This window comes from Pseudomonas sp. 22526, assembly GCF_052044735.1.
GTDB lineage: Bacteria > Pseudomonadota > Gammaproteobacteria > Pseudomonadales > Pseudomonadaceae > Aquipseudomonas > Aquipseudomonas piscium.
This window is the reverse complement of the sequence record NZ_JBQENK010000009.1, coordinates 291,726-309,286: the sequence shown is the minus strand read 5'-3', so window position 1 is coordinate 309,286 and position 17,561 is coordinate 291,726. Positions and strand designations below refer to the sequence as shown.

The 17,561-nt window shown below is 60.7% G+C and carries 17 protein-coding genes; 7 read left to right on the top strand and 10 right to left on the bottom strand.

Annotated elements, in window-relative coordinates; translation table 11 throughout:
- From ACTJKT_RS16460 to ACTJKT_RS16435, 6 genes are all read left to right on the top strand, one after another.
- A partial coding sequence (locus tag ACTJKT_RS16460; RefSeq protein WP_440787799.1) for a bacteriophage T4 gp5 trimerisation domain-containing protein occupies positions 1 to 1,044 on the top strand: 1,044 nt, incomplete at its 5' end.
- 12 nt (positions 1,045 to 1,056) lie between these two features.
- The gene (locus ACTJKT_RS16455; RefSeq protein ID WP_440787798.1) at positions 1,057 to 3,243 is read left to right on the top strand and encodes a phospholipase D-like domain-containing protein; all 2,187 of its coding nucleotides are present in this window, start codon (positions 1,057 to 1,059) and stop codon (positions 3,241 to 3,243) included.
- Entirely contained in the window at positions 3,224 to 4,096 is an 873-nt protein-coding gene (locus ACTJKT_RS16450; protein ID WP_440787797.1) for a tetratricopeptide repeat protein, read from the top strand. Before ACTJKT_RS16455 ends, ACTJKT_RS16450 begins: the two co-directional genes overlap by 20 nt.
- Positions 4,083 to 4,949: a tetratricopeptide repeat protein gene (locus ACTJKT_RS16445; protein WP_440787805.1), complete on the top strand. Its 867-nt coding sequence runs from the start codon at positions 4,083 to 4,085 to the stop codon at positions 4,947 to 4,949. The genes ACTJKT_RS16450 and ACTJKT_RS16445 overlap by 14 nt, the downstream gene beginning before the upstream one ends.
- A 103-nt stretch (positions 4,950 to 5,052) precedes the next feature.
- A complete protein-coding gene (locus ACTJKT_RS16440; protein ID WP_440787796.1) occupies positions 5,053 to 5,262 on the top strand; it encodes a hypothetical protein in 210 nt (69 codons plus the stop codon).
- Between the two features lie 204 nt (positions 5,263 to 5,466).
- Positions 5,467 to 5,850 (top strand): hypothetical protein, encoded by a 384-nt coding sequence (locus ACTJKT_RS16435; RefSeq protein ID WP_025807007.1) that lies wholly within the window; start codon positions 5,467 to 5,469, stop codon positions 5,848 to 5,850.
- Between the two features lie 76 nt (positions 5,851 to 5,926).
- On the opposite strand, the gene ACTJKT_RS16430 is transcribed toward ACTJKT_RS16435, so the two are convergent.
- The 6 genes from ACTJKT_RS16430 to exbB form a co-directional block, all read right to left on the bottom strand.
- The gene (locus ACTJKT_RS16430; protein WP_440787795.1) at positions 5,927 to 7,327 is read right to left on the bottom strand and encodes an aminoacyl-tRNA deacylase and HDOD domain-containing protein; all 1,401 of its coding nucleotides are present in this window, start codon (positions 7,325 to 7,327) and stop codon (positions 5,927 to 5,929) included.
- 78 nt (positions 7,328 to 7,405) lie between these two features.
- Positions 7,406 to 9,481, bottom strand: a complete 2,076-nt coding sequence (recG, locus tag ACTJKT_RS16425) for an ATP-dependent DNA helicase RecG (protein ID WP_025807008.1) — start codon at positions 9,479 to 9,481, stop codon at positions 7,406 to 7,408.
- A gap of 9 nt (positions 9,482 to 9,490) precedes the next feature.
- Positions 9,491 to 10,411, bottom strand: coding sequence for a hydrogen peroxide-inducible genes activator (locus tag ACTJKT_RS16420; protein WP_025807009.1), 921 nt, complete (start codon positions 10,409 to 10,411; stop codon positions 9,491 to 9,493).
- 169 nt (positions 10,412 to 10,580) lie between these two features.
- Entirely contained in the window at positions 10,581 to 11,327 is a 747-nt protein-coding gene (locus ACTJKT_RS16415; RefSeq protein WP_440787794.1) for an energy transducer TonB family protein, read from the bottom strand.
- On the bottom strand, positions 11,324 to 11,752 hold the full coding sequence (gene exbD, locus ACTJKT_RS16410) for a TonB system transport protein ExbD (protein ID WP_007921142.1): 429 nt from the start codon (positions 11,750 to 11,752) through the stop codon (positions 11,324 to 11,326). The genes ACTJKT_RS16415 and exbD overlap by 4 nt, the downstream gene beginning before the upstream one ends.
- Before the next feature lie 6 nt (positions 11,753 to 11,758).
- Complete coding sequence (exbB, locus tag ACTJKT_RS16405) at positions 11,759 to 12,742, bottom strand: tonB-system energizer ExbB (RefSeq protein ID WP_440787793.1); 984 nt, start codon at positions 12,740 to 12,742, stop codon at positions 11,759 to 11,761.
- Between the two features lie 187 nt (positions 12,743 to 12,929).
- On the opposite strand from exbB, the gene ACTJKT_RS16400 reads away from it, so the two are divergent.
- The gene (locus ACTJKT_RS16400) at positions 12,930 to 13,781 is read left to right on the top strand and encodes an SDR family oxidoreductase (protein WP_440787792.1); all 852 of its coding nucleotides are present in this window, start codon (positions 12,930 to 12,932) and stop codon (positions 13,779 to 13,781) included.
- Positions 13,782 to 13,833: 52 nt separating this feature from the next.
- On the opposite strand, the gene ACTJKT_RS16395 is transcribed toward ACTJKT_RS16400, so the two are convergent.
- The 4 genes from ACTJKT_RS16395 to rpoZ are packed head-to-tail and all read right to left on the bottom strand — an operon-like array spanning position 13,834 to position 17,473.
- Entirely contained in the window at positions 13,834 to 14,574 is a 741-nt protein-coding gene (locus ACTJKT_RS16395; RefSeq protein ID WP_440787791.1) for a hypothetical protein, read from the bottom strand.
- A 55-nt stretch (positions 14,575 to 14,629) separates the two neighbouring features.
- Positions 14,630 to 15,010 carry a RidA family protein gene (locus ACTJKT_RS16390; RefSeq protein ID WP_007921133.1) on the bottom strand — a complete coding sequence of 127 codons (381 nt, stop codon included), beginning with the start codon at positions 15,008 to 15,010 and terminating at the stop codon, positions 14,630 to 14,632.
- Between the two features lie 36 nt (positions 15,011 to 15,046).
- The gene (spoT, locus tag ACTJKT_RS16385) at positions 15,047 to 17,152 is read right to left on the bottom strand and encodes a bifunctional GTP diphosphokinase/guanosine-3',5'-bis pyrophosphate 3'-pyrophosphohydrolase (RefSeq protein ID WP_025807013.1); all 2,106 of its coding nucleotides are present in this window, start codon (positions 17,150 to 17,152) and stop codon (positions 15,047 to 15,049) included.
- Positions 17,153 to 17,209: 57 nt separating this feature from the next.
- Positions 17,210 to 17,473 (bottom strand): DNA-directed RNA polymerase subunit omega, encoded by a 264-nt coding sequence (gene rpoZ / locus ACTJKT_RS16380; protein WP_007921129.1) that lies wholly within the window; start codon positions 17,471 to 17,473, stop codon positions 17,210 to 17,212.
- Positions 17,474 to 17,561 lie beyond the last annotated feature (88 nt).

Sequence of the window (17,561 nt, the reverse complement as noted above, 5' to 3'; positions counted from 1 at the left end):
GTGCTGGTGACCTTCCTCGAAGGCGACCCGGATCAACCGCTGATCACCGGCTGCCTGTACCACAAGGAACACCCGGTGCCTTACGCCCTGCCGGCGAACAAGACCCGCACGGTGTTCAAGTCCATGAGCTCACCGGGCGGCGCGGGCTACAACGAACTGCGCATCGAAGACAAAAAAGGCGCCGAACAGATCTTCATCCACGCCCAGCGCGACTGGGACGAGAACATCGAGCACGACCAGAAAATCCGCATCGGCCACGAACGCCATGACACCGTGGAAAAGAACACCTACACCGAACTCAAGGCCGAAGAACACCGCATCACCCACGCCGACCGCAAGACCGAAACCCGCGTCGACGACCACCTGACCGTGGGCGAAAACCAGCACATCAAACTCGGCACCGCGCAACTGACCAAAGCCGGCCAGGAAATCCACCTCAAGGCCGGGGCCAAGATGGTCATCGAAGCCGGCAGCGAACTGACGATCAAGGCCGGGGGGAGTTTTATCAAACTCGATGCCGGCGGCGTCACGGTGGTGGGGCCGGTGGTGAAGATCAATGCGGGGGGCTCGGCGGGGAGTGGCACTGGGATCGGCATTCTGATGCCGGGCCTGCCGGGGGCCGCCGATGCGGACAAGGCTGGCAGCCTGATGGAGGAGGCGTTGGCCAACCCGGCGAAAGAAACCGTGCCGGGTCAGCTGTGCATCCGCATTTCCCCGTTGCCCAACATGCCGGGGTATCCGGATGAGCCCTATCAGCTCTACGCCGATGGCGCACTTATCGACAAAGGCTTCAGCGATGAGAAGGGCAATGTGCTTTTCCAGCATATTCCCGGTACTCGCAACTACTCGGTGGAAACGGTGAACGGACACCGCTTCAATCTGGACATGAGCGAAACCTCGACCGAACAGACGCGCCAACGCAGTGAACGCCTGGGGCGTGAGGGATACCGCGACTTCCCGGGCGCGGCTGCCTCTCTGGAGGCGTTGAGCAGCAGTGAGGCGTTCCGCCAATTGTGGGCGGATCAAAGCGAGCAGAAAGAGTAAAGGAAGCACTCCATGACATACCTCGATCAGAAACTGTCGATCTCGCTTGAAGAAAGCGCCGCAACCCTGACTTCGGATTGGTTCGCCCATAAGAACAATCCGCTAAGCCCGCCACGTCCGGCAGGCAACGTGGTGACGCCGCTGGTGTGTGGCGAGGAAGCCTTCAAGAAGGTCTATGAATGCATCCAGGCAGCTACGAAAAGCATCGACCTCATCAGTTGGGGCTTCGACCCGGGATTGCGTCTCGACCGGGCCTCGACCGACAGCCCCAGTCTGGGAAAACTGCTCAGGCAGAAGGCCGATAGTGGTGTCGAGGTACGGATACTGATCTGGAACAACCGACTGGCCCAGCTCGGTGAAAACTCGGTTATCGGCGAGGGCTGGAGCGGCGCCGGCGGAACATCGATGGGTTCCGGAATGACCGCGGGCAAGCCGGCTGACACCAGCGCCCTGGGTGAAAAACGGAAAAAGCTCCTGGAAAAACAGCAGCAGGAGCAGGCACGCCTGGAAAAACTTCCGGCAAACGACGAGGCCGGCCGACGAGCCACGCGCGACCGTCTGATCGACATCCAGCAAAGCCTGGATGCCCTGAACAGCGGCTACACCAAGGGCCGTGATTCGGGAGGGACGGTTCAAGCCCCGAACGAACAGGTCGAGACCCGCGATTGGTATCGCTGGGTACACAGCCGCGAAGCCCGCAATATCGAGTTTCGTACACGGGATTTCGAGTTCATAGGACAGTTGACCTACGACGATCAAAATGGACTGCGGATGCACTGGGGACGCCTTGCCATCCTGTGGCGACTGCTCAAGGACGAGTCTCACGATGTGTCCTTCATGCAGATGCTGGCCCTGAGCCTGTTTCCCAGTCATCACCAGAAAACCCTGGTGGTCGACTACATGGACCCGCAAAAGGCAGAAGGTCTTGTGATGGGCCACAACCTGCAGCGCAACTACTGGGACACCACCGCCCACGCCTACGACGATGCAGCCGGCAAGCGCGACCTGGGCTTCGGCCCCTGGCAGGACCTTTCCCTATTCGTACGTGGGCCGGTGCTGTTCGATCTCAATCACAACTTCTGCAATGCCTGGGACAAGAGCAGCAGTTGGATACGCCGTGTCTTCAAGGGCACCCTGAATCACGAGCGGTCGTCGGTCAAACCGCTGAGCCTGATTTGTGATGGTGGAGAGCCCGCGCAGATTTGCCGGACTCAACCGGAAGAAGGCCCGGAAAAAACCATTCTCGAGGTATATGAAAAGGCCCTGGGCAATGTGCATCAGTACGCCTATATCGAGAACCAGTACTTCCGCTACAAACCGCTGGCCGAACGCCTGAAGAAAGTTGCCGCCGACTATGTCGCTGCCGGCAAACAACAGGATCTGCACCTGTTCGTGGTCACCAACAATCCGGAGAGCGGGCATTTTTCCAGTTCCACCTACGAGATGCTCGACACCCTTGGCCAGGGCGAACTGATGCCCCTGGCCCACCGCGACCTGCTCTACGATCAACGCCAGCTTGCCTACCGCCAGCGCGAACTGAAGGCCCGCGACGAATCGCCGACACGCGATCAGGAACTGGCCAAGGTGCAGACGCAAATGCATGAGCAGGGCATCGACCCAAGTCGCGCCGATGAACTCCTGGCCATGGACCCCAACAAACACTACAACCAGGCCGCGGCTCGCGAACTGGAGCCGGAACTGCTGCCGCCCAAGGGGCTGAAAATCATTGTCGCGACCCTGGTCAGTTGCAAGGACGGCGGCGAACCCGCTACTGCCAAGACGCGTGAGCAACGCCAGACCGAACGCGATATCACCGAACACCTCGGCCCGGAACAAGGCATGGCGCAGTACAAGTCCATCTATGTACACAGCAAGCTGCTGCTGGTGGACGACCTGTTCTTCACCCTGGGCTCCGCCAACATCAACGAACGCAGCCTGAATTCCGACTCCGAACTGAATATCGCCATGCCAAGCCCGCAAACCACCCGGACCTGGCGGGAGCGGTTGTGGGGGATGCATTCGGGGATGGGTATTAGTAAGAAGACCCCTTTTTTAATCGATAATATTCAGGATGACTTTGAAGCCTGGGAACAGGTGGTAAATAAGAACTGGAAAAACCAGAAGGAAAATTTACCACTTAAAGGAAATTTAGTTAGGTTCTGGGACTTGGTGACGCCTTATGCGACAGCTGTTGATTAATTTAATAATTGTATTTTTTACCTTTCTTTTTGGGGGCGTTGCCATGGCTTATGATTTCAAATGTGCTCATGAAAAAGACACTGCTCCACCTCTGGATCAACAGGCAGATCAGTGGTTTAAACAGGCTCGTTCTATAAGTAAAGAACGTTTGCCTGATTGGCCTAAAGTAGCGCAGCTCTATCAACAGGCTGTCGAAAAAAACCATTGGAAAGCCATGCATAATCTTGCTGAATTGTATCTGCGTGGGGATGGTGTACCCAAAGATACAAATAAAGCTATTGATTTATACCTAGATATGGTCAAACTTGAAGTTCCGCTAGGTTATTATGATATGAGTGTAATGACTCAGAGAGGTGTTGGAGTTGTGCGGTCTGAGAAAGACGCAATGATGTATTTGCTAAAAGCGGGGGATATAGGTAGTCCATTAGCCCAGGTTAGACTGGGAAATATTTATATCTATGATCTAAAAAAGAGAGATCTAGGTGTTTCTTATTTACGCTGCGCTGCGCATCAAAACGATGCAAGCGCAAATTACGAATTGGCTGAGTATTATGAAATTGTAGATAAAAACTATCCTGTGGCAATGCACTATTACCAACAAGCGGCTGCTTTGGGTGAGCGTAAAGGAGCTATGGCAATAGAGCGAGTGTTTAAAGATGGAGAGTTCTCCTATCAGAAAGATAAAAAGACAGAAGATGCCTATTACAAAATATCCAGAGAACTCGCCAAGAATCCAGATTTACGTTTTCCAAATCTAGCCAAAGACTATCCACTACCACCGAATCCTGTACAGGGCTATCACGCAGACAAAGACATCAACTGGAAGCCGACCGGACGTGATGACGACTATTAAAGCACTGCTGGCTGTTGTGCTATTGGGCAGCAGCGGTTTTTCCATGGCATACGATTTCAAGTGTGTTCATGAAAAAGACACTGCTCCGCCTCTGGATCAGCAAGCAGACCAATGGTTCAAGCAAGCTCGGGTGCTTAGCAAAAAACGCCCGGCTGACTGGAGCAAAGTGGCCAGCCTGTATCAGCAGGCTGTAGAAAAGAACCATTGGAAAGCGATGCACAACCTTGCAGAGCTATATTTACGCGGTGACGGGGTAGTCAAGGATACGAATAAAGCTATTGATCTGTATCTGGAAATGGTCAAGCTACAGGTGCCGTTGGGTTATTACGATATGAGTGTAATGACCAAAAGAGGCATCGGTGTGGTGCAGTCTGATAGGCAATCAGTAATATATTTACTCAAGGCGGGAGATGTAGGTAGCCCGATAGCTCAAGTCAGGCTGGGAAATATCTATATTTATGAGGCCAAGAAAAGAGATCTAGGGGTTTCCTATCTACGCTGTGCTGCAGATCAAAACGATGCAAGCGCGAATTACGAGCTGGCAGCATACTACAAGATAGTTGATAGGAACTATCCTGTTGCCATGCATTATTATCAAAGCGCTGCGGCTCTAGGTTTGGAAAAAGGCTCTTTATTAATTGAAAATACTTTCAGGGATGGTGACTTTGGTTATGTGAAAAATGAAAAAATAGCACGTGCTTACAGTGATATCTCTAGTCGGCTATATAAAGATCCTGATCTCCGGCTTCCTAATTTGGCCAAAGACTACCCACTTCCAGCGCATCCTATTCAGGGCTATCACGCCGATAAAGACATCAACTGGAAACCAACCGGACGCGATGACGATTATTAAGAGAAACCCCACAACGAGAAGTATCCCGAAAAAATAGCTTCAACGAGCCTATGCGAAGCATCAAAACGCGACCTATGGGCTGTCCCGATCAAGGAGCCGCACAATGCATAAGATATTCACGGTACTGGCGATCTTGCTGCTTGCCATCTCGACACTCAGCGCTTTGCTCGGGCTGGCTGGCATTGCTAGTGGGGCAAGCGGCAGTGGGGGCATTTCCGATTCTGTCGACGTTGCGTTCCTGGTTGCCAAAGTGCTGCTCGCCTTGAGCCTGTTGTCTGGAGTGCTGGCTATTGCCTGGCCCAGGAGTGGATGAGGCTGGATCAGGTTTCAGGATTCACAGGGTTATGAGCAGGTCTCTTCGTGACGACTTATAAAGGCTGCTCGTAAACGAGCGTGACTTGGCGGTCATAATCCTCAATAACGCGTTCATCTTCCCTTAACGCTGCATAACTGTGGCGTTCCCCTCCGAAGCCGCTACACTGCGCCAGCCGTTCATTTTTCCTTTGGGGCTTTGCGCATGAAATTTCGTTTTCTTCTGTGGATGCTGGGGCTGTTGATGGGCAAGGCCAGTCGGACCAATCCTGCGTTCCAGCAGCAGTTGGGTGACAAGGAGCTGGTGTTCCAGCTGCAGACGCTGGATGGCAAGGTGGCGCGGCATTTCCGGGTGAAGGACCAGCGGATTACCAGCAAGTCGGGTGTGTATCCCGAGCCGGCGTTCGCCATTGCCTTTAAAGACGCCGCCTATGGTTTTGCCACGATGCAGGCGAAGAACAAGCAATTGGCCTTTATGACCGGGATTCAGGACAAGTCGATCCAGATCAAGGGCAACCCGGCGCTGGTGATCTGGTTCCAGGGACTGACCAAGTACCTGAAACCGAAGAAGGCCAAGCCGAAGGCTTGAGGGCGAGCTGTATATCAGCCGGAAGATGATCGCGGGCAAGCCTCGCTCCTACGGGAGCGGGGCTTTTTTCTGGGTGTCAGTGCTGGCTGAACTGCGAGGCCAGTTCGCGCAGCAGCACTTCGGCTTCCAGGACTTTGCTGACCACGTCTTCGGCTTTGTCGCGGGACAGGCCGAGACGTTCGAGCAGGGCGTCAGGGATGTCTTCGACGGGGCCGGAGCCGATGCCGCGGCTGCGCAGCAGGCGCACGGCCAGGCACACCAGGTTCGGGTATTCGGCGTAGGCGCTGTCGTAGCTCGGGTCGTGCTGGAAGCGCAGGGCGGTGGACAACTCGTCCGGCATATCCCAGTAGCGCATCAGCCAGGCGCCGATCTGCTCGCGGCTGATGCCCAGCAGGTGCTGTTCCACGTAGCTGTGGCACAGGTGCGGGTTGACCTCCAGGTGACGGCAGATCAGCGAGAAGTGCGGCGGGAAGACGTGGGCCAGCAGCAGGTAGCCGAAGTTGTGCAGCAGGCCGGCGAGATAGGTCAGGCCGGATTCCGGGCGCTGGGCGCGCGGCATGGCGCGGGTCAGGCCTTCGATGACGGCGGCGGTGTAGATCGACTGCTGCCAGTACGGCGTGCTGTGTTGCGGATGGTCCTTGGGCAGGCTCAGGGTCTTGCCCAGGGCCAGGCCCAACGCCAGGTTGATCACCAGATCGAAGCCCAGCACGCGGACGATCGCGTCTTCCACCGAGCGGATCTTGCCCGGCGAGGCGTAGTAGGGCGAAGCCGCCCAGCTCACCACTTGCGCGGCCAGGGCCGGGTCGGTTTCCACCACGCCGGTGATGTCGTCGATGGTGGCGTTGGGGTCGACCCGCAGCTTGATGATCTTCTGCGCGGTTTCGGCCAGCGGCGGAATCTCGATGGTCGCTTCCAGGCGTTGCTGGATGCGCCGTGCGGTGAAGGCCTGCATGGCCTGGGTGATTTCCTCGCGGTCGTCGTCCGGGCGGTCGAGGTTCGGGCGGATGCTGCTCAGGGCTTCGCCGAAGTTGCCGGCGCTGGCCTTGCTCAGCATGCTCTTGAAGGCGTCGCTGGTGATTTCCAGCAGCAGGCCCGGTTCGCCGGAGTTGATCAGCAGAAGCGGCTCGCGCAGCAGGCTTTCTTCATACAGGCAGGGCGAGCTGGTGAGCGCCGGCAGGCCGGGCAGCAGGCTCAGGTTGTGTTTGCCGAGCATGCGCTCCAGGCGCTCCGTGGAGACGGCGGTCAGGCGGCGGCCGGTCAGTTCGGCGAGGCGATTGAGGTCCAGCAACTGGCTCTGCGGGAACAGCACCATCAGCGCACCGACGGCGTCGTCCAGCAGGACGGCCTGTACCTTGCGCGCGGCTGGCAGACCCGGGTGATCGAGGACTTCCGTGAAGCCGATGTTCAGTTTGCCGAGCAGCAGCCGGATTACAGACGGAGCGTGCGGGGCTGCGGTGGCGAGGGCAACTTCTGTCATGGTCTGTATCCGTTTTCAAACAATTTCAGGAGTATAACCAGCTTGATCGGGGCATTCGCCCCTTAACTGAGACACTGCTCACACTTGGCCGTATTGCTGCCCGTGGCGCAGCCAGCGTTCCAGCAGCGGGCTGACATGATGCGGCCAGCGCTCCAGCAAGGCCTGGGCGGCATCGCGCACGGCCGGCAGCAGGTCGGCATCGCGCATCAGGTCGGCGACCTTGAATTGCAGCAGGCCGGTCTGGCGGGTGCCGAGCATCTCGCCGGGGCCGCGCAGTTCCAGGTCCTTTTCAGCGATGACAAAACCGTCGTTGGTTTCGCGCATGATGCCCAGGCGCTGGCGGCCGATCTGCGACAAGGGAGGATGGTAGAGCATGACGCAATGGCTGGCGGCGCTGCCCCGACCAACGCGACCGCGTAGCTGGTGCAACTGGGCCAGGCCCAGGCGCTCGGGGTTCTCGATGATCATCAGGCTGGCGTTGGGCACATCGACACCAACCTCGATCACGGTGGTGGCCACCAGCAGCTGCAGCTCACCGGCCTTGAATTGGCCCATGACCTCGGCCTTTTCCGCCGGCTTCATGCGCCCGTGGATCAGGCCGACCCGCAGTTCGCCCAGGGCGCTGCTCAGGTCTTCGTAAGTGGTTTCCGCGGCCTGGCAGGTCAGCTCTTCGGATTCCTCGATCAGCGTGCACACCCAATAGGCCTGGCGCCCTTCGGCGCAGGCGGCGCGCACCCGCTCGATGACTTCGACCCTTCGCGAGTCGGTCACTAGCACGGTGTTCACCGGCGTACGGCCAGGGGGCAGCTCGTCGAGGATCGAGGTGTCCAGGTCGGCGTAGGCGCTCATGGCCAGGGTCCGCGGGATCGGTGTGGCGGTCATGATCAGCTGGTGCGGGCACAGGCGCCCGCCCACGCCTTTCTGGCGCAGAGCCAGGCGCTGTTGCACGCCGAAGCGGTGTTGTTCGTCGATGATCACCAGCGCCAGGTTCTTGAACTGCACTTCGTCCTGGAACAGCGCGTGGGTGCCGACCACCATTGGCGCGCCGGCGGCGATCTGTTCCAGGGCCGCTGTGCGGTTCTTGCCCTTGAGCTTGCCGGCCAGCCAGGCGACTTCCAGCCCCAGTGGCTCGAGCCAGCGCTTGAAGGTGATGAAGTGCTGCTCGGCGAGGATCTCGGTCGGCGCCATCAGCGCCACCTGATAGCCGGCCTCCAGCGCCTGCAGGGCGGCGAGGGCGGCGACCACGGTCTTGCCGGCCCCCACGTCGCCCTGGATCAGCCGCAGCATCGGCTCGGGCTGGCTGAGGTCGTAGGCGATTTCGTTGCCGACCCGCTGCTGCGCGCCGGTGGGTGGAAAGCCGAGGTTCTTCAGGTACTGCGCCGGCAGCCGGGTGGCCTTGGGCAGCGCTGGGGCGAGTTGCGAGCGCAGGCTTTCGCGCAGGCGCTGCTGGGACAGCTGATGGGTCAGCAGTTCCTCGAACGCCAGGCGATGCTGTGCCCAATGGTGACCCAGGGCCAGCTCGTCGACATCGGCGTCGGCCGGCGGGTGGTGCAGGTAGCGGATCGCATCGTCCAGCGGCGCCAGCTGGTAGTCCCGGGCCAGCTCTTGCGGCAGCCAGTCCGGCAGGCTGCGCGGGCCGAGCAGGGCCAGGCTCTGCTGGCACAGCATGCGCAGGCGCTGCTGGGTCAGGCCTTCGGTGAGCGGGTAGATGGGGGTCAGGGTCTGGTCCACGGGCGGCGGTTCATCGCCGCTGATGGCGCGGTATTCCGGGTGGTAGATTTCCAGCCCCGAGGCGCCGGGGCGCGCTTCGCCATAACAGCGCACGCGGGTGCCGCGCTTGAGGCCTTCCTTCTGCGCGTTGCTGAAATGGTAGAAGCGCAGGCTGAGCCCGCCGGTGCCGTCCTGCAGGCGCACCAGCAGGCTGCGGCGCTTGCCCATCACCACGTCGGCGCCGCTGACGGTGCCTTCGATCACCGCGTCCTGCCCGGGGCGCAGCGCGCCGATCGGCACCACGCGGGTACGGTCCTGATAACGCAGGGGCAGGTGGAACAGCACGTCCTGCAGGTTCTCCAGGCCGACCTTGGCCAGCTTTTCGGCCATGGCTTCGCCGACGCCCTTGAGTGCCGTGACCGGCACGTTCGACAGCTCAGTCATCGCGACGACTTAGCTCGCGGCAGGCGGCTTGGCCACCGAACACAGGCGGATCGAGTCGGCGAGGATCTCGATGGCTTTCGGCCGCGGGAAGCTGGCGCGCCAGGCGATCGCCACGGTGCGGAACGGCACGGGCGCGGTCAGCGGCCGCACTTCGATCACGCCCGGGGCGTAGTGGTGGCTGTCCACCGCCGAGAGCGGCAGGATCGAGACGCCAAGGCCGGAAGCGACCATGTGGCGAATGGTTTCCAGGGAGCTGGATTCCACCGTGGTGTGCTTGGCGCCGTCGTTGCCTTTGGCCAGGGTCGGGCAGGCCTCGAGTACCTGGTCGCGGAAACAGTGGCCTTCGCCCAGCAGCAACAGGCTCTTGTCGTTGAGCAGGTTGGCGTCGATGCTCTCTTTCTGGGTCCAGGGGTGGGTGCTTGGCATCAGCACGTAGAAGGGTTCGTCGTACAGCGGCAGGGTCAGCACGTCGGCTTCGTTGAACGGCAGGGCGATGATGATCGCGTCCAGTTCGCCGTTGCGCAGCTTGTCGCGCAGCACGTGGGTGAAGTTCTCTTCGATGTACAACGGCATCTGCGGGGCGACCCGGTGCAGTTGCGGGATCAGGTGCGGGAACAGGTACGGGCCGACGGTGTAGATCGCGCCGACTTTCAGCGGCGCGGTCAGCTGGTTCTTGCCAGCCTGGGCCAGCTCGCGAATGCCCTGGGCCTGTTCGAGGACCTTTTGCGCCTGGGCGACAATGCCTTCGCCGACCGGCGTCAGACGTACCGCACTCTTGCTGCGCTCGAAAATCAGCACACCGAGTTCGTCTTCAAGCTTCTTCACGCCCACCGACAGGGTCGGCTGGCTGACATGGCAACGCTCGGCCGCGTGGCCGAAGTGCTGCTCTTGGGCGAGGGTAACGATGTAGCGTAATTCAGTAAGAGTCATAGCGGACGTCCATGAGGTTGCGGGCCAAGCATACCGGCTGCAATCGATAGACGCACGTTATCAGACAGAGTGCTTGCTGTGACACCGGACAATGCATGCTGATCATGCCCGCAAAAGCAAAAAGGCACCTTTGGGTGCCTTTTTGCTGGGGATCGCCTGTGCGTCATGCTCAGCGCCGACGTTTCTCCAGGGAGTAAACGAAGGGCGCGACGATCTCGATCGAGCCGTTGTTGAGCATGTCCGCCGGGGGCTTGGGCAGCGGCTGGGCGCGGCGGATCATTTCCAGGGTGGCCCGGTCCAGATCGGCGTTGCCCGAGCGTCCTACCAGTTCATAGGACAGCACGTTGCCTTGAGCGTCGACCACGAAGCGCAGCCGGTTCAGGCCTTCCTTGCCGCGTGCCTGAGCGCCCGGCGGGTACTTCTTATACTTGGCCAGGTGCGCCAGCAGCGTGCCTTGCCAGCTTTCCTTGGCGGCGACCTGGGCCGGCGACGGACCCGGAGCAGGTGCCGAGGAGGGCGCGGAGGTTGGTGTCGGCGGAGCGTCGCTAGGCTTCTCTTCGCTCGGCTTTTCCTTCGGTGGTTCCGGCTTTTTCTCCACCGGCTTGGGCGGTTGAGGCTTGGGTTTGGGTTTGACCGGCTTGGGCACGGAAATCGTCGGCTTCGGCGCTTCCGCGAGTTTGGGCAGCGGCAACTCTTCAACCGGAGCCGGCGGCTGCGGTGGCGTCACGACCTTGGGCGGTGCGGGAGGAGGCGGTGCCGGAAGCGGCGCCAGCTCGACCATCATCGCCTGGGGTGGCAGCTCGACCGGCATGGGGGAGCTCCAGTTGAGCGCGAGCAGGATCGCGACCGCATGGACCCCCAGTACGATGGCCAGGCTACCGCTGTAACGCGTCAGTTTTTGGCGCGTCGTGATCATTTCTTGGTAGCCGTCTCAAGTCCGACCAGGCCGACCTTCAGGTATCCGGCGGCCCGCAGGGCATCCATCACGCTCATCAGGTCGCCGTAATCCACGCCTTTGTCGGCCTGGAAGAAGATCGTCGTGTCTTTTTTGCCCTGGGTCTTGGCGTCGAGGGTGGCGCCGAGGGCTTCGGCTTTCACTTCGTCGTCGCCGAGGTACAGGCGTTGGTCGGCCTTGACGCTGAGAAACACCGGTTTCTCGGGGCGTGGCGCCGGTTTGGCCGTCGAGGCCGGGAGGTCGACCTTGATGTCCACGGTGGCCAGCGGCGCCGCGACCATGAAGATGATCAGCAGCACCAGCATCACGTCGATGAACGGCGTGACGTTGATTTCGTGGTTTTCGGCGAGATCGTCTTCCGCGCCTTCTTTCAAATGCAGGCCCATGGTTGATTACCCTACTTTGGCCACATGAGGTTGCGCAGAGCGCTCGGCGGTCGGCAGGTGATCGAGATCACGGCTGACCAGCAGCAGGACTTCCGCGGAAGCGTCGGAGACCTGGGCCTTGTAGCCGGCGATGGAACGGGCGAAGACGTTGTAGATGACCACCGCAGGGATGGCCGCGACCAGACCCAGGGCGGTGGCCAGCAGGGCTTCGGCGATGCCGGGGGCAACGACGGCGAGGTTGGTGGTCTGGGTTTTGGCGATGCCGATGAAGCTGTTCATGATGCCCCACACGGTACCGAACAGGCCGACGAAGGGCGCGGTGGAACCGATGGTGGCGAGGACGCCGGTGCCGCTGCTCATGTTGCGGCCGCAGGCGGCTACCAGGCGCTCGAGGCGGAAGCTGACGCGTTCCTTGATGCCTTCTTTCTCGCGGCTGTTGGCCGACAGGCGCATTTCTTCCAGGGCGTCGTGGACCAGCAGATTGGCCAGGGTGCCTTCTTTGGCAGCGGTGACGCTGGCTTCCTTGAGGGTGGTGGCCTTTTTCAGGCTGAGGATTTCACCGCGCAGGCGACGCTTGGCACCCATCAGCTCGAAGCCTTTGGCGATCCAGATGGTCCAGGTGATGATCGAGGCGATGGCCAGGCCGATCATCACCAGCTTCACGATAATGTCGGCGTTCTGGTACATGCCCCAAGGGGACAGGTCGTGGGCCATGCCCAGGGTGTTGTCCGCTTCGAGGACTTCAGGCGCGTCTTCGGCCGGTTCGCCTTCGGGTGCCGGTACCGCAGCGACTGGAGTGGCTACCGGTGCCGCGGCATCGGTTGGCGCGTGGGCCGCCGCAGGGGTCGAGGCGCCAGTCGAGGCCTGTTCATCGGCGAAGGCCGCGGTCGGTGCCAGCAGCAGGCTGAACAGCAACGCTGCGGCCGCGCTCATGACGCGCAGCGGGCTTGGGCGTTGGGTTGGCGAAGCGGGGAGTTGATTGCGTGTCATGCTGGCCGGACCTGAGAGGGAAAAGGGTAAGTGTCCTTCTAGGCCTCGCAGGGCCGAGAACAAATGGGCCGTCATTATTGCAACTAATTCTTGTTAACAGAAGTAATAGAGTATCTTTTTTTCTTTGATTGCTAGCCGCTCGTCCATTGCCGACGCTAGTCTGTGCCTTTCTGATAGGAGTTTTCTGATGTCCGCCCCTTCTGTTCTGATCGCTGGCTGCGGTGATGTCGGCAGCCGTCTGGCGAAGCAACTGCTGGCTGAAAGCTGGCAGGTCTACGGCCTGCGGCGCAGGGTTTCGCAATTGCCGGAAGGGGTGATCGGCGTGACGGGCGATCTTTTCAGTGAGCAGTGCCCGGCAGCCTGGCCCACCACACCGCTGGATTACCTGGTGTACAGCGCGGCCGCCACCGAGCATGACGAGGCAGGCTACCGCGCGGCCTATGTCGAGGGGCTGACTCACGTCCTGGGCTGGCTCAAGCAGAACGGGCAGTTGCCGAAGCGCCTGTTGTTCGTTTCCAGCAGCAGCGTCTATGGGCAGAAAGATGGCGAGTGGATCGACGAAACTTCGCCCGCGCAGGCCGACGGCTATTCCGGGCGGCTGATGCTCGAGGCCGAGCAAGTGGCCTTGCAGAGTGGCATTCCAGCCAGCCTGGTGCGCTTGACCGGGATTTACGGCCCGGGGCGGGAATGGCTGTTGAGTCAGGTGCGCCAGGGGTATCGCGTGGCCATCGATCCGCCACTGTATGGCAACCGCATCCATGCCGACGATGCGGCGGGGCTGTTGGCTTTCCTGTTGCAGGCCGATCGGCGCGGCGTGCTGCTTGAGGACTGCTACATCGGTGTCGACGACGCGCCAGCGCCTTTGGCCGAGGTGGTGGACTGGCTACGGGAGTACCTGGGCGTGACCGAGTGGGCGGAGAATTCGAGTGTGCGGCGCTCCGGCAGCAAGCGCTGCAGCAATGCCCGCGCCAAGGCCCTGGGCTGGGAGCCGCGTTATCCGAGTTTTCGCGAGGGTTATGCGGAGATTATCGAAGGCTGAAACTGTAGGAGCGAGNNNCGCGAGCAAGCTCGCTCCTACAGGGAGGCGGGGATCACTGTTTTTCCAGTAGCCACTGGCGCGTACCGGGGGAAAGGGACGGTACTTCGTCCGCCCGGGAGGCGTTGATGGTCTGGAAGATCTCCAGTTGCTTGCCGCTGCGCGCGAAGATCCAGGGGTTGCCCTGGCCGTTGAGCTGCAGCCACAGGTTGTCGTAGCCGCCGCTCATCGATGCGCAGTCGCCGGCGAGGCAGAGTGCGTAGCGATCGGCGCCCGGCAGGCCCATGACCTGGCCGTTGGACTGGAACAGCACGGTGCCGCCTTCGCCCGGGCCGTTGACGATTTTCCATTCGCCGCCCAGGTAAGCCGAGTAGAGCGCGCGCTCGAAGTTGGCGCCCAGTGGCGCGCCTTCCGGTGCTGGCTCCTTGGGACGATCGAAAACCTGTTCCGGCTCGTTGTCGTTGGCTTCTTGCAGCAGCTGTTTGCCGTCGCGGCTCAATGTGCTGGCGGAGCTGCCGTAGAAATCGATTTTCCAGGAGCCGGACTCTTCAGCCAGCACCTTGCCTTCGACGTTTTCGAAGCCGTTGGTGTAGCGCGCCTGACTGGCCTTGGTGTTGACGTCCCATTCCAGGTTCGGGCCGTAGCTTTGCAGGGCTTCGCGCAGAGGTCCGCCTTTGGCGGCGGCGTCGATGGCGACCTGATTGATCCAGGTGCCACTGATGTCACGGTCGGCGGGATCGCTGGCACAGCCACCGAGGAACAGGGCGCACAACGAGAGGGCTAGCGCTTTGCGCATGAGGAAATCCTTTCAGAACGAAGACGGCGCGGCCTGGGTAGCCGCGCCGGACGTGTTACTCGATGACCAGGATGGCATCCATTTCAACCTGCGCGCCTTTTGGCAGGGCGGCAACGCCGATGGCGGCGCGGGCAGGGTAAGGCTGCTGGAAGTACTTGCCCATGATCTCGTTGACCTTGGCGAAGTGGCTCAGGTCGGTGAGGAAGATGTTGAGCTTGACGATGTCCTTGAACGAACCACCGGCGGCCTCGGCCACGGACTTGAGGTTCTCGAAGACCTGGACGGTCTGGGCTTCGAAGCCTTCCACCAGTTCCATGGTCTTTGGGTCGAGCGGGATCTGGCCGGACATGTAGACGGTGTTGCCTGCCTTGATCGCCTGGGAGTAGGTGCCGATCGCGGCGGGTGCCTTGTCGCTGGTGATAACGGTCTTGGTCATGAATGACTCCTTGTAATGGGCGGGCTATATAGCGAGCTATGCACGCATGCGAGTGATGCGAATGACCCCGGTCAGGGCGCGCAGTTTCTTGATCACGCGGGCCAGGTGCACGCGGTCGTGCACGCTGACCACCAGTTGGACCACGCTGATGCGACCATCCCGTTCGTCCATGCTGATTTTCTCGATATTGCCGTCGGCCGCGTTGACGCTGCTGGCCAGCAGAGCAATCAGGCCACGCTGGTGTTCCAGTTCGACGCGCAGTTCGACGTTGAATTCGCCGGTGACATCCTTGGCCCACGAAAGCTGGATGCATTTTTCCGGGTTGTGGCGGATTTCGCTGATGTTGCGGCAGTTGTCCAGGTGCACCACCATCCCTTTGCCCGCGGACAGGTGGCCGACAATCGGGTCGCCCGGGATCGGCGTGCAGCACTTGGCGTAGCTCAGGACCAGGCCTTCGGTGCCGCGAATGGCCAGCGGACCTTCCGGGCTTGGCAGCTGTTCGCCTTCGCCGAGCAGGCGGCGGGCGACCACATAAGCCATGCGATTGCCCAGGCCGATGTCTTCCAGCAGGTCTTCGATCAGCTCCAGGCGATACTCGGTGAGCATCGCTTGCACGCGTTCGGCGGGGATCTTTTCCAGCGCGCTGTCGAAGCCGTTGAGCACCTTGTTCAGCAGGCGTTCGCCCAGGCTGATGGACTCGGAACGGCGTTGCAGTTTCAGGGCGTGGCGGATGTGAGTGCGGGCCTTGCCGGTGACCACGAAGTTGAGCCAGGCCGGGTTGGGGCGCGCGCCCGGGGCGCTGACGATTTCCACGGTGGAGCCACTTTGCAGCGGTTCGGACAGCGGCGCCAGGCGGCGATTGATACGACAGGCGATGCAGCTGTTGCCGACGTCGGTGTGCACCGCGTAGGCGAAGTCGACCGCCGTGGAGCCTTTGGGCAGCTCCATGATCCGGCCTTTCGGCGTGAACACGTAGACCTCGTCCGGGAACAGGTCGATCTTCACGCTCTCGATGAACTCCAGGGAGTTGCCGGCGCGTTGCTGCATCTCCAGCACGCCCTTGACCCACTGACGAGCCCGGGCATGGGTGCCCTTCGGCTGCTCGTCACCGCTGGACTTGTACAGCCAGTGGGCGGCGATGCCGTTGTTGGCCATCTCTTCCATTTCGCGGGTGCGGATCTGGATCTCGATCGGAACGCCGTGCATGCCGAACAGCGTCGTATGCAGCGACTGGTAGCCGTTGGCCTTGGGAATCGCGATGTAATCCTTGAAGCGACCCGGCAGCGGCTTGTACAGATTGTGTACGGCGCCGAGCACGCGGTAGCAGGTATCGACCTTGTCGACGATGATCCGGAACGCGTAGACGTCCATGATCTCGTTGAAGGCCCGGCGTTTGCCGCGCATCTTCTTGTAGATGCCGTACAGGTGCTTCTGGCGTCCGCTGACTTCGCCCTGGATGCCGTCGATGGCCAGGCAGTGGCTCAGGGACTCTTCGATCTTGTTGACGATTTCCTTGCGGTTGCCCCGGGCGCGCTTGACCGCCTGGTAGATCCGCGCGGAACGCATCGGATGCATGGCCTTGAACCCGAGGTCTTCGAACTCGATGCGGATGCTGTGCATGCCCAGGCGGTTGGCGATGGGCGCGTAGATCTCCAGGGTTTCCTTGGCGATCCGCCGGCGTTTTTCGCCGGACAGCACTTCCAGGGTGCGCATGTTGTGCAGGCGGTCGGCCAGCTTGACCAGGATCACGCGGATGTCGCGCGCCATGGCCATGGCCATCTTCTGGAAGTTTTCCGCTTGGGCTTCGGCCTTGGTCTCGAAGTTCATCTGGGTCAGTTTGCTGACCCCGTCGACCAGTTCGGCCACGGTTTCACCGAACTGCGCGCAAAGCGCTTCTTTGGCGATGCCGGTGTCTTCGATCACGTCATGCAGCATGGCCGCCATCAGGCTCTGATGGTCCATATGCATGTCGGCGAGAATGTTTGCGACCGCTAATGGGTGCGTGACGTACGCCTCGCCGCTGCGACGGCGCTGACCGTCATGGGCTTGTTCGGCGTAGAAATACGCTCGGCGGACCAGATTGACCTGGTCCGTGCCGAGATAGGTCGATAAGCGATCGGCGAGGGCGTCTATGCTCGGCATGATGACTCCTGCCGTAAGCTGTGATCCCGCGCCGTGCTACGTCGACCAGGCATAGGCTTAGACGGCCTCGTTGGACTCGTCCTCGAAAGCAGCAAAAAGCGGTTCATCTTCAACGATTTCGGCTTCGGCGATAGCTGCGTAGTCGATCAGGCCTTCAGCGATTTCGCGCAGGGCGACGACGGTAGGCTTGTCGTTTTCCCATGCTACTTTCGGCTCTTTGCCGCCGGTTGCCAGTTGACGGGCACGCTTGGTAGAGAGCATGACCAGCTCAAAGCGGTTATCCACGTGTTCTAGACAGTCTTCAACGGTTACGCGGGCCATGGTCTTCCTCGTAGCAAATGCAATATGCGTGCTGCCCGGATGGGCGAGCGGACTCAACAGTTTAAAAAATCACCAGCGATTAGGGAAG

Excerpts from the sequence above, each read along its gene's own strand:
- ACTJKT_RS16455 (WP_440787798.1), top strand. The coding sequence starts at position 1,057 with ATGACATACCTCGATCAGAAACTGTCGATCTCGCTTGAAGAAAGCGCC.
- ACTJKT_RS16450 (WP_440787797.1), top strand. The coding sequence starts at position 3,224 with ATGCGACAGCTGTTGATTAATTTAATAATTGTATTTTTTACCTTTCTT.
- ACTJKT_RS16445 (WP_440787805.1), top strand. The coding sequence starts at position 4,083 with ATGACGACTATTAAAGCACTGCTGGCTGTTGTGCTATTGGGCAGCAGC.
- ACTJKT_RS16440 (WP_440787796.1), top strand. The coding sequence starts at position 5,053 with ATGCATAAGATATTCACGGTACTGGCGATCTTGCTGCTTGCCATCTCG.
- ACTJKT_RS16435 (WP_025807007.1), top strand. The coding sequence starts at position 5,467 with ATGAAATTTCGTTTTCTTCTGTGGATGCTGGGGCTGTTGATGGGCAAG.
- ACTJKT_RS16430 (WP_440787795.1), bottom strand. The coding sequence starts at position 7,327 with ATGACAGAAGTTGCCCTCGCCACCGCAGCCCCGCACGCTCCGTCTGTA.
- recG (WP_025807008.1), bottom strand. The coding sequence starts at position 9,481 with ATGACTGAGCTGTCGAACGTGCCGGTCACGGCACTCAAGGGCGTCGGC.
- ACTJKT_RS16420 (WP_025807009.1), bottom strand. The coding sequence starts at position 10,411 with ATGACTCTTACTGAATTACGCTACATCGTTACCCTCGCCCAAGAGCAG.
- ACTJKT_RS16415 (WP_440787794.1), bottom strand. The coding sequence starts at position 11,327 with ATGATCACGACGCGCCAAAAACTGACGCGTTACAGCGGTAGCCTGGCC.
- exbD (WP_007921142.1), bottom strand. The coding sequence starts at position 11,752 with ATGGGCCTGCATTTGAAAGAAGGCGCGGAAGACGATCTCGCCGAAAAC.
- exbB (WP_440787793.1), bottom strand. The coding sequence starts at position 12,742 with ATGACACGCAATCAACTCCCCGCTTCGCCAACCCAACGCCCAAGCCCG.
- ACTJKT_RS16400 (WP_440787792.1), top strand. The coding sequence starts at position 12,930 with ATGTCCGCCCCTTCTGTTCTGATCGCTGGCTGCGGTGATGTCGGCAGC.
- ACTJKT_RS16395 (WP_440787791.1), bottom strand. The coding sequence starts at position 14,574 with ATGCGCAAAGCGCTAGCCCTCTCGTTGTGCGCCCTGTTCCTCGGTGGC.
- ACTJKT_RS16390 (WP_007921133.1), bottom strand. The coding sequence starts at position 15,010 with ATGACCAAGACCGTTATCACCAGCGACAAGGCACCCGCCGCGATCGGC.
- spoT (WP_025807013.1), bottom strand. The coding sequence starts at position 17,152 with ATGCCGAGCATAGACGCCCTCGCCGATCGCTTATCGACCTATCTCGGC.
- rpoZ (WP_007921129.1), bottom strand. The coding sequence starts at position 17,473 with ATGGCCCGCGTAACCGTTGAAGACTGTCTAGAACACGTGGATAACCGC.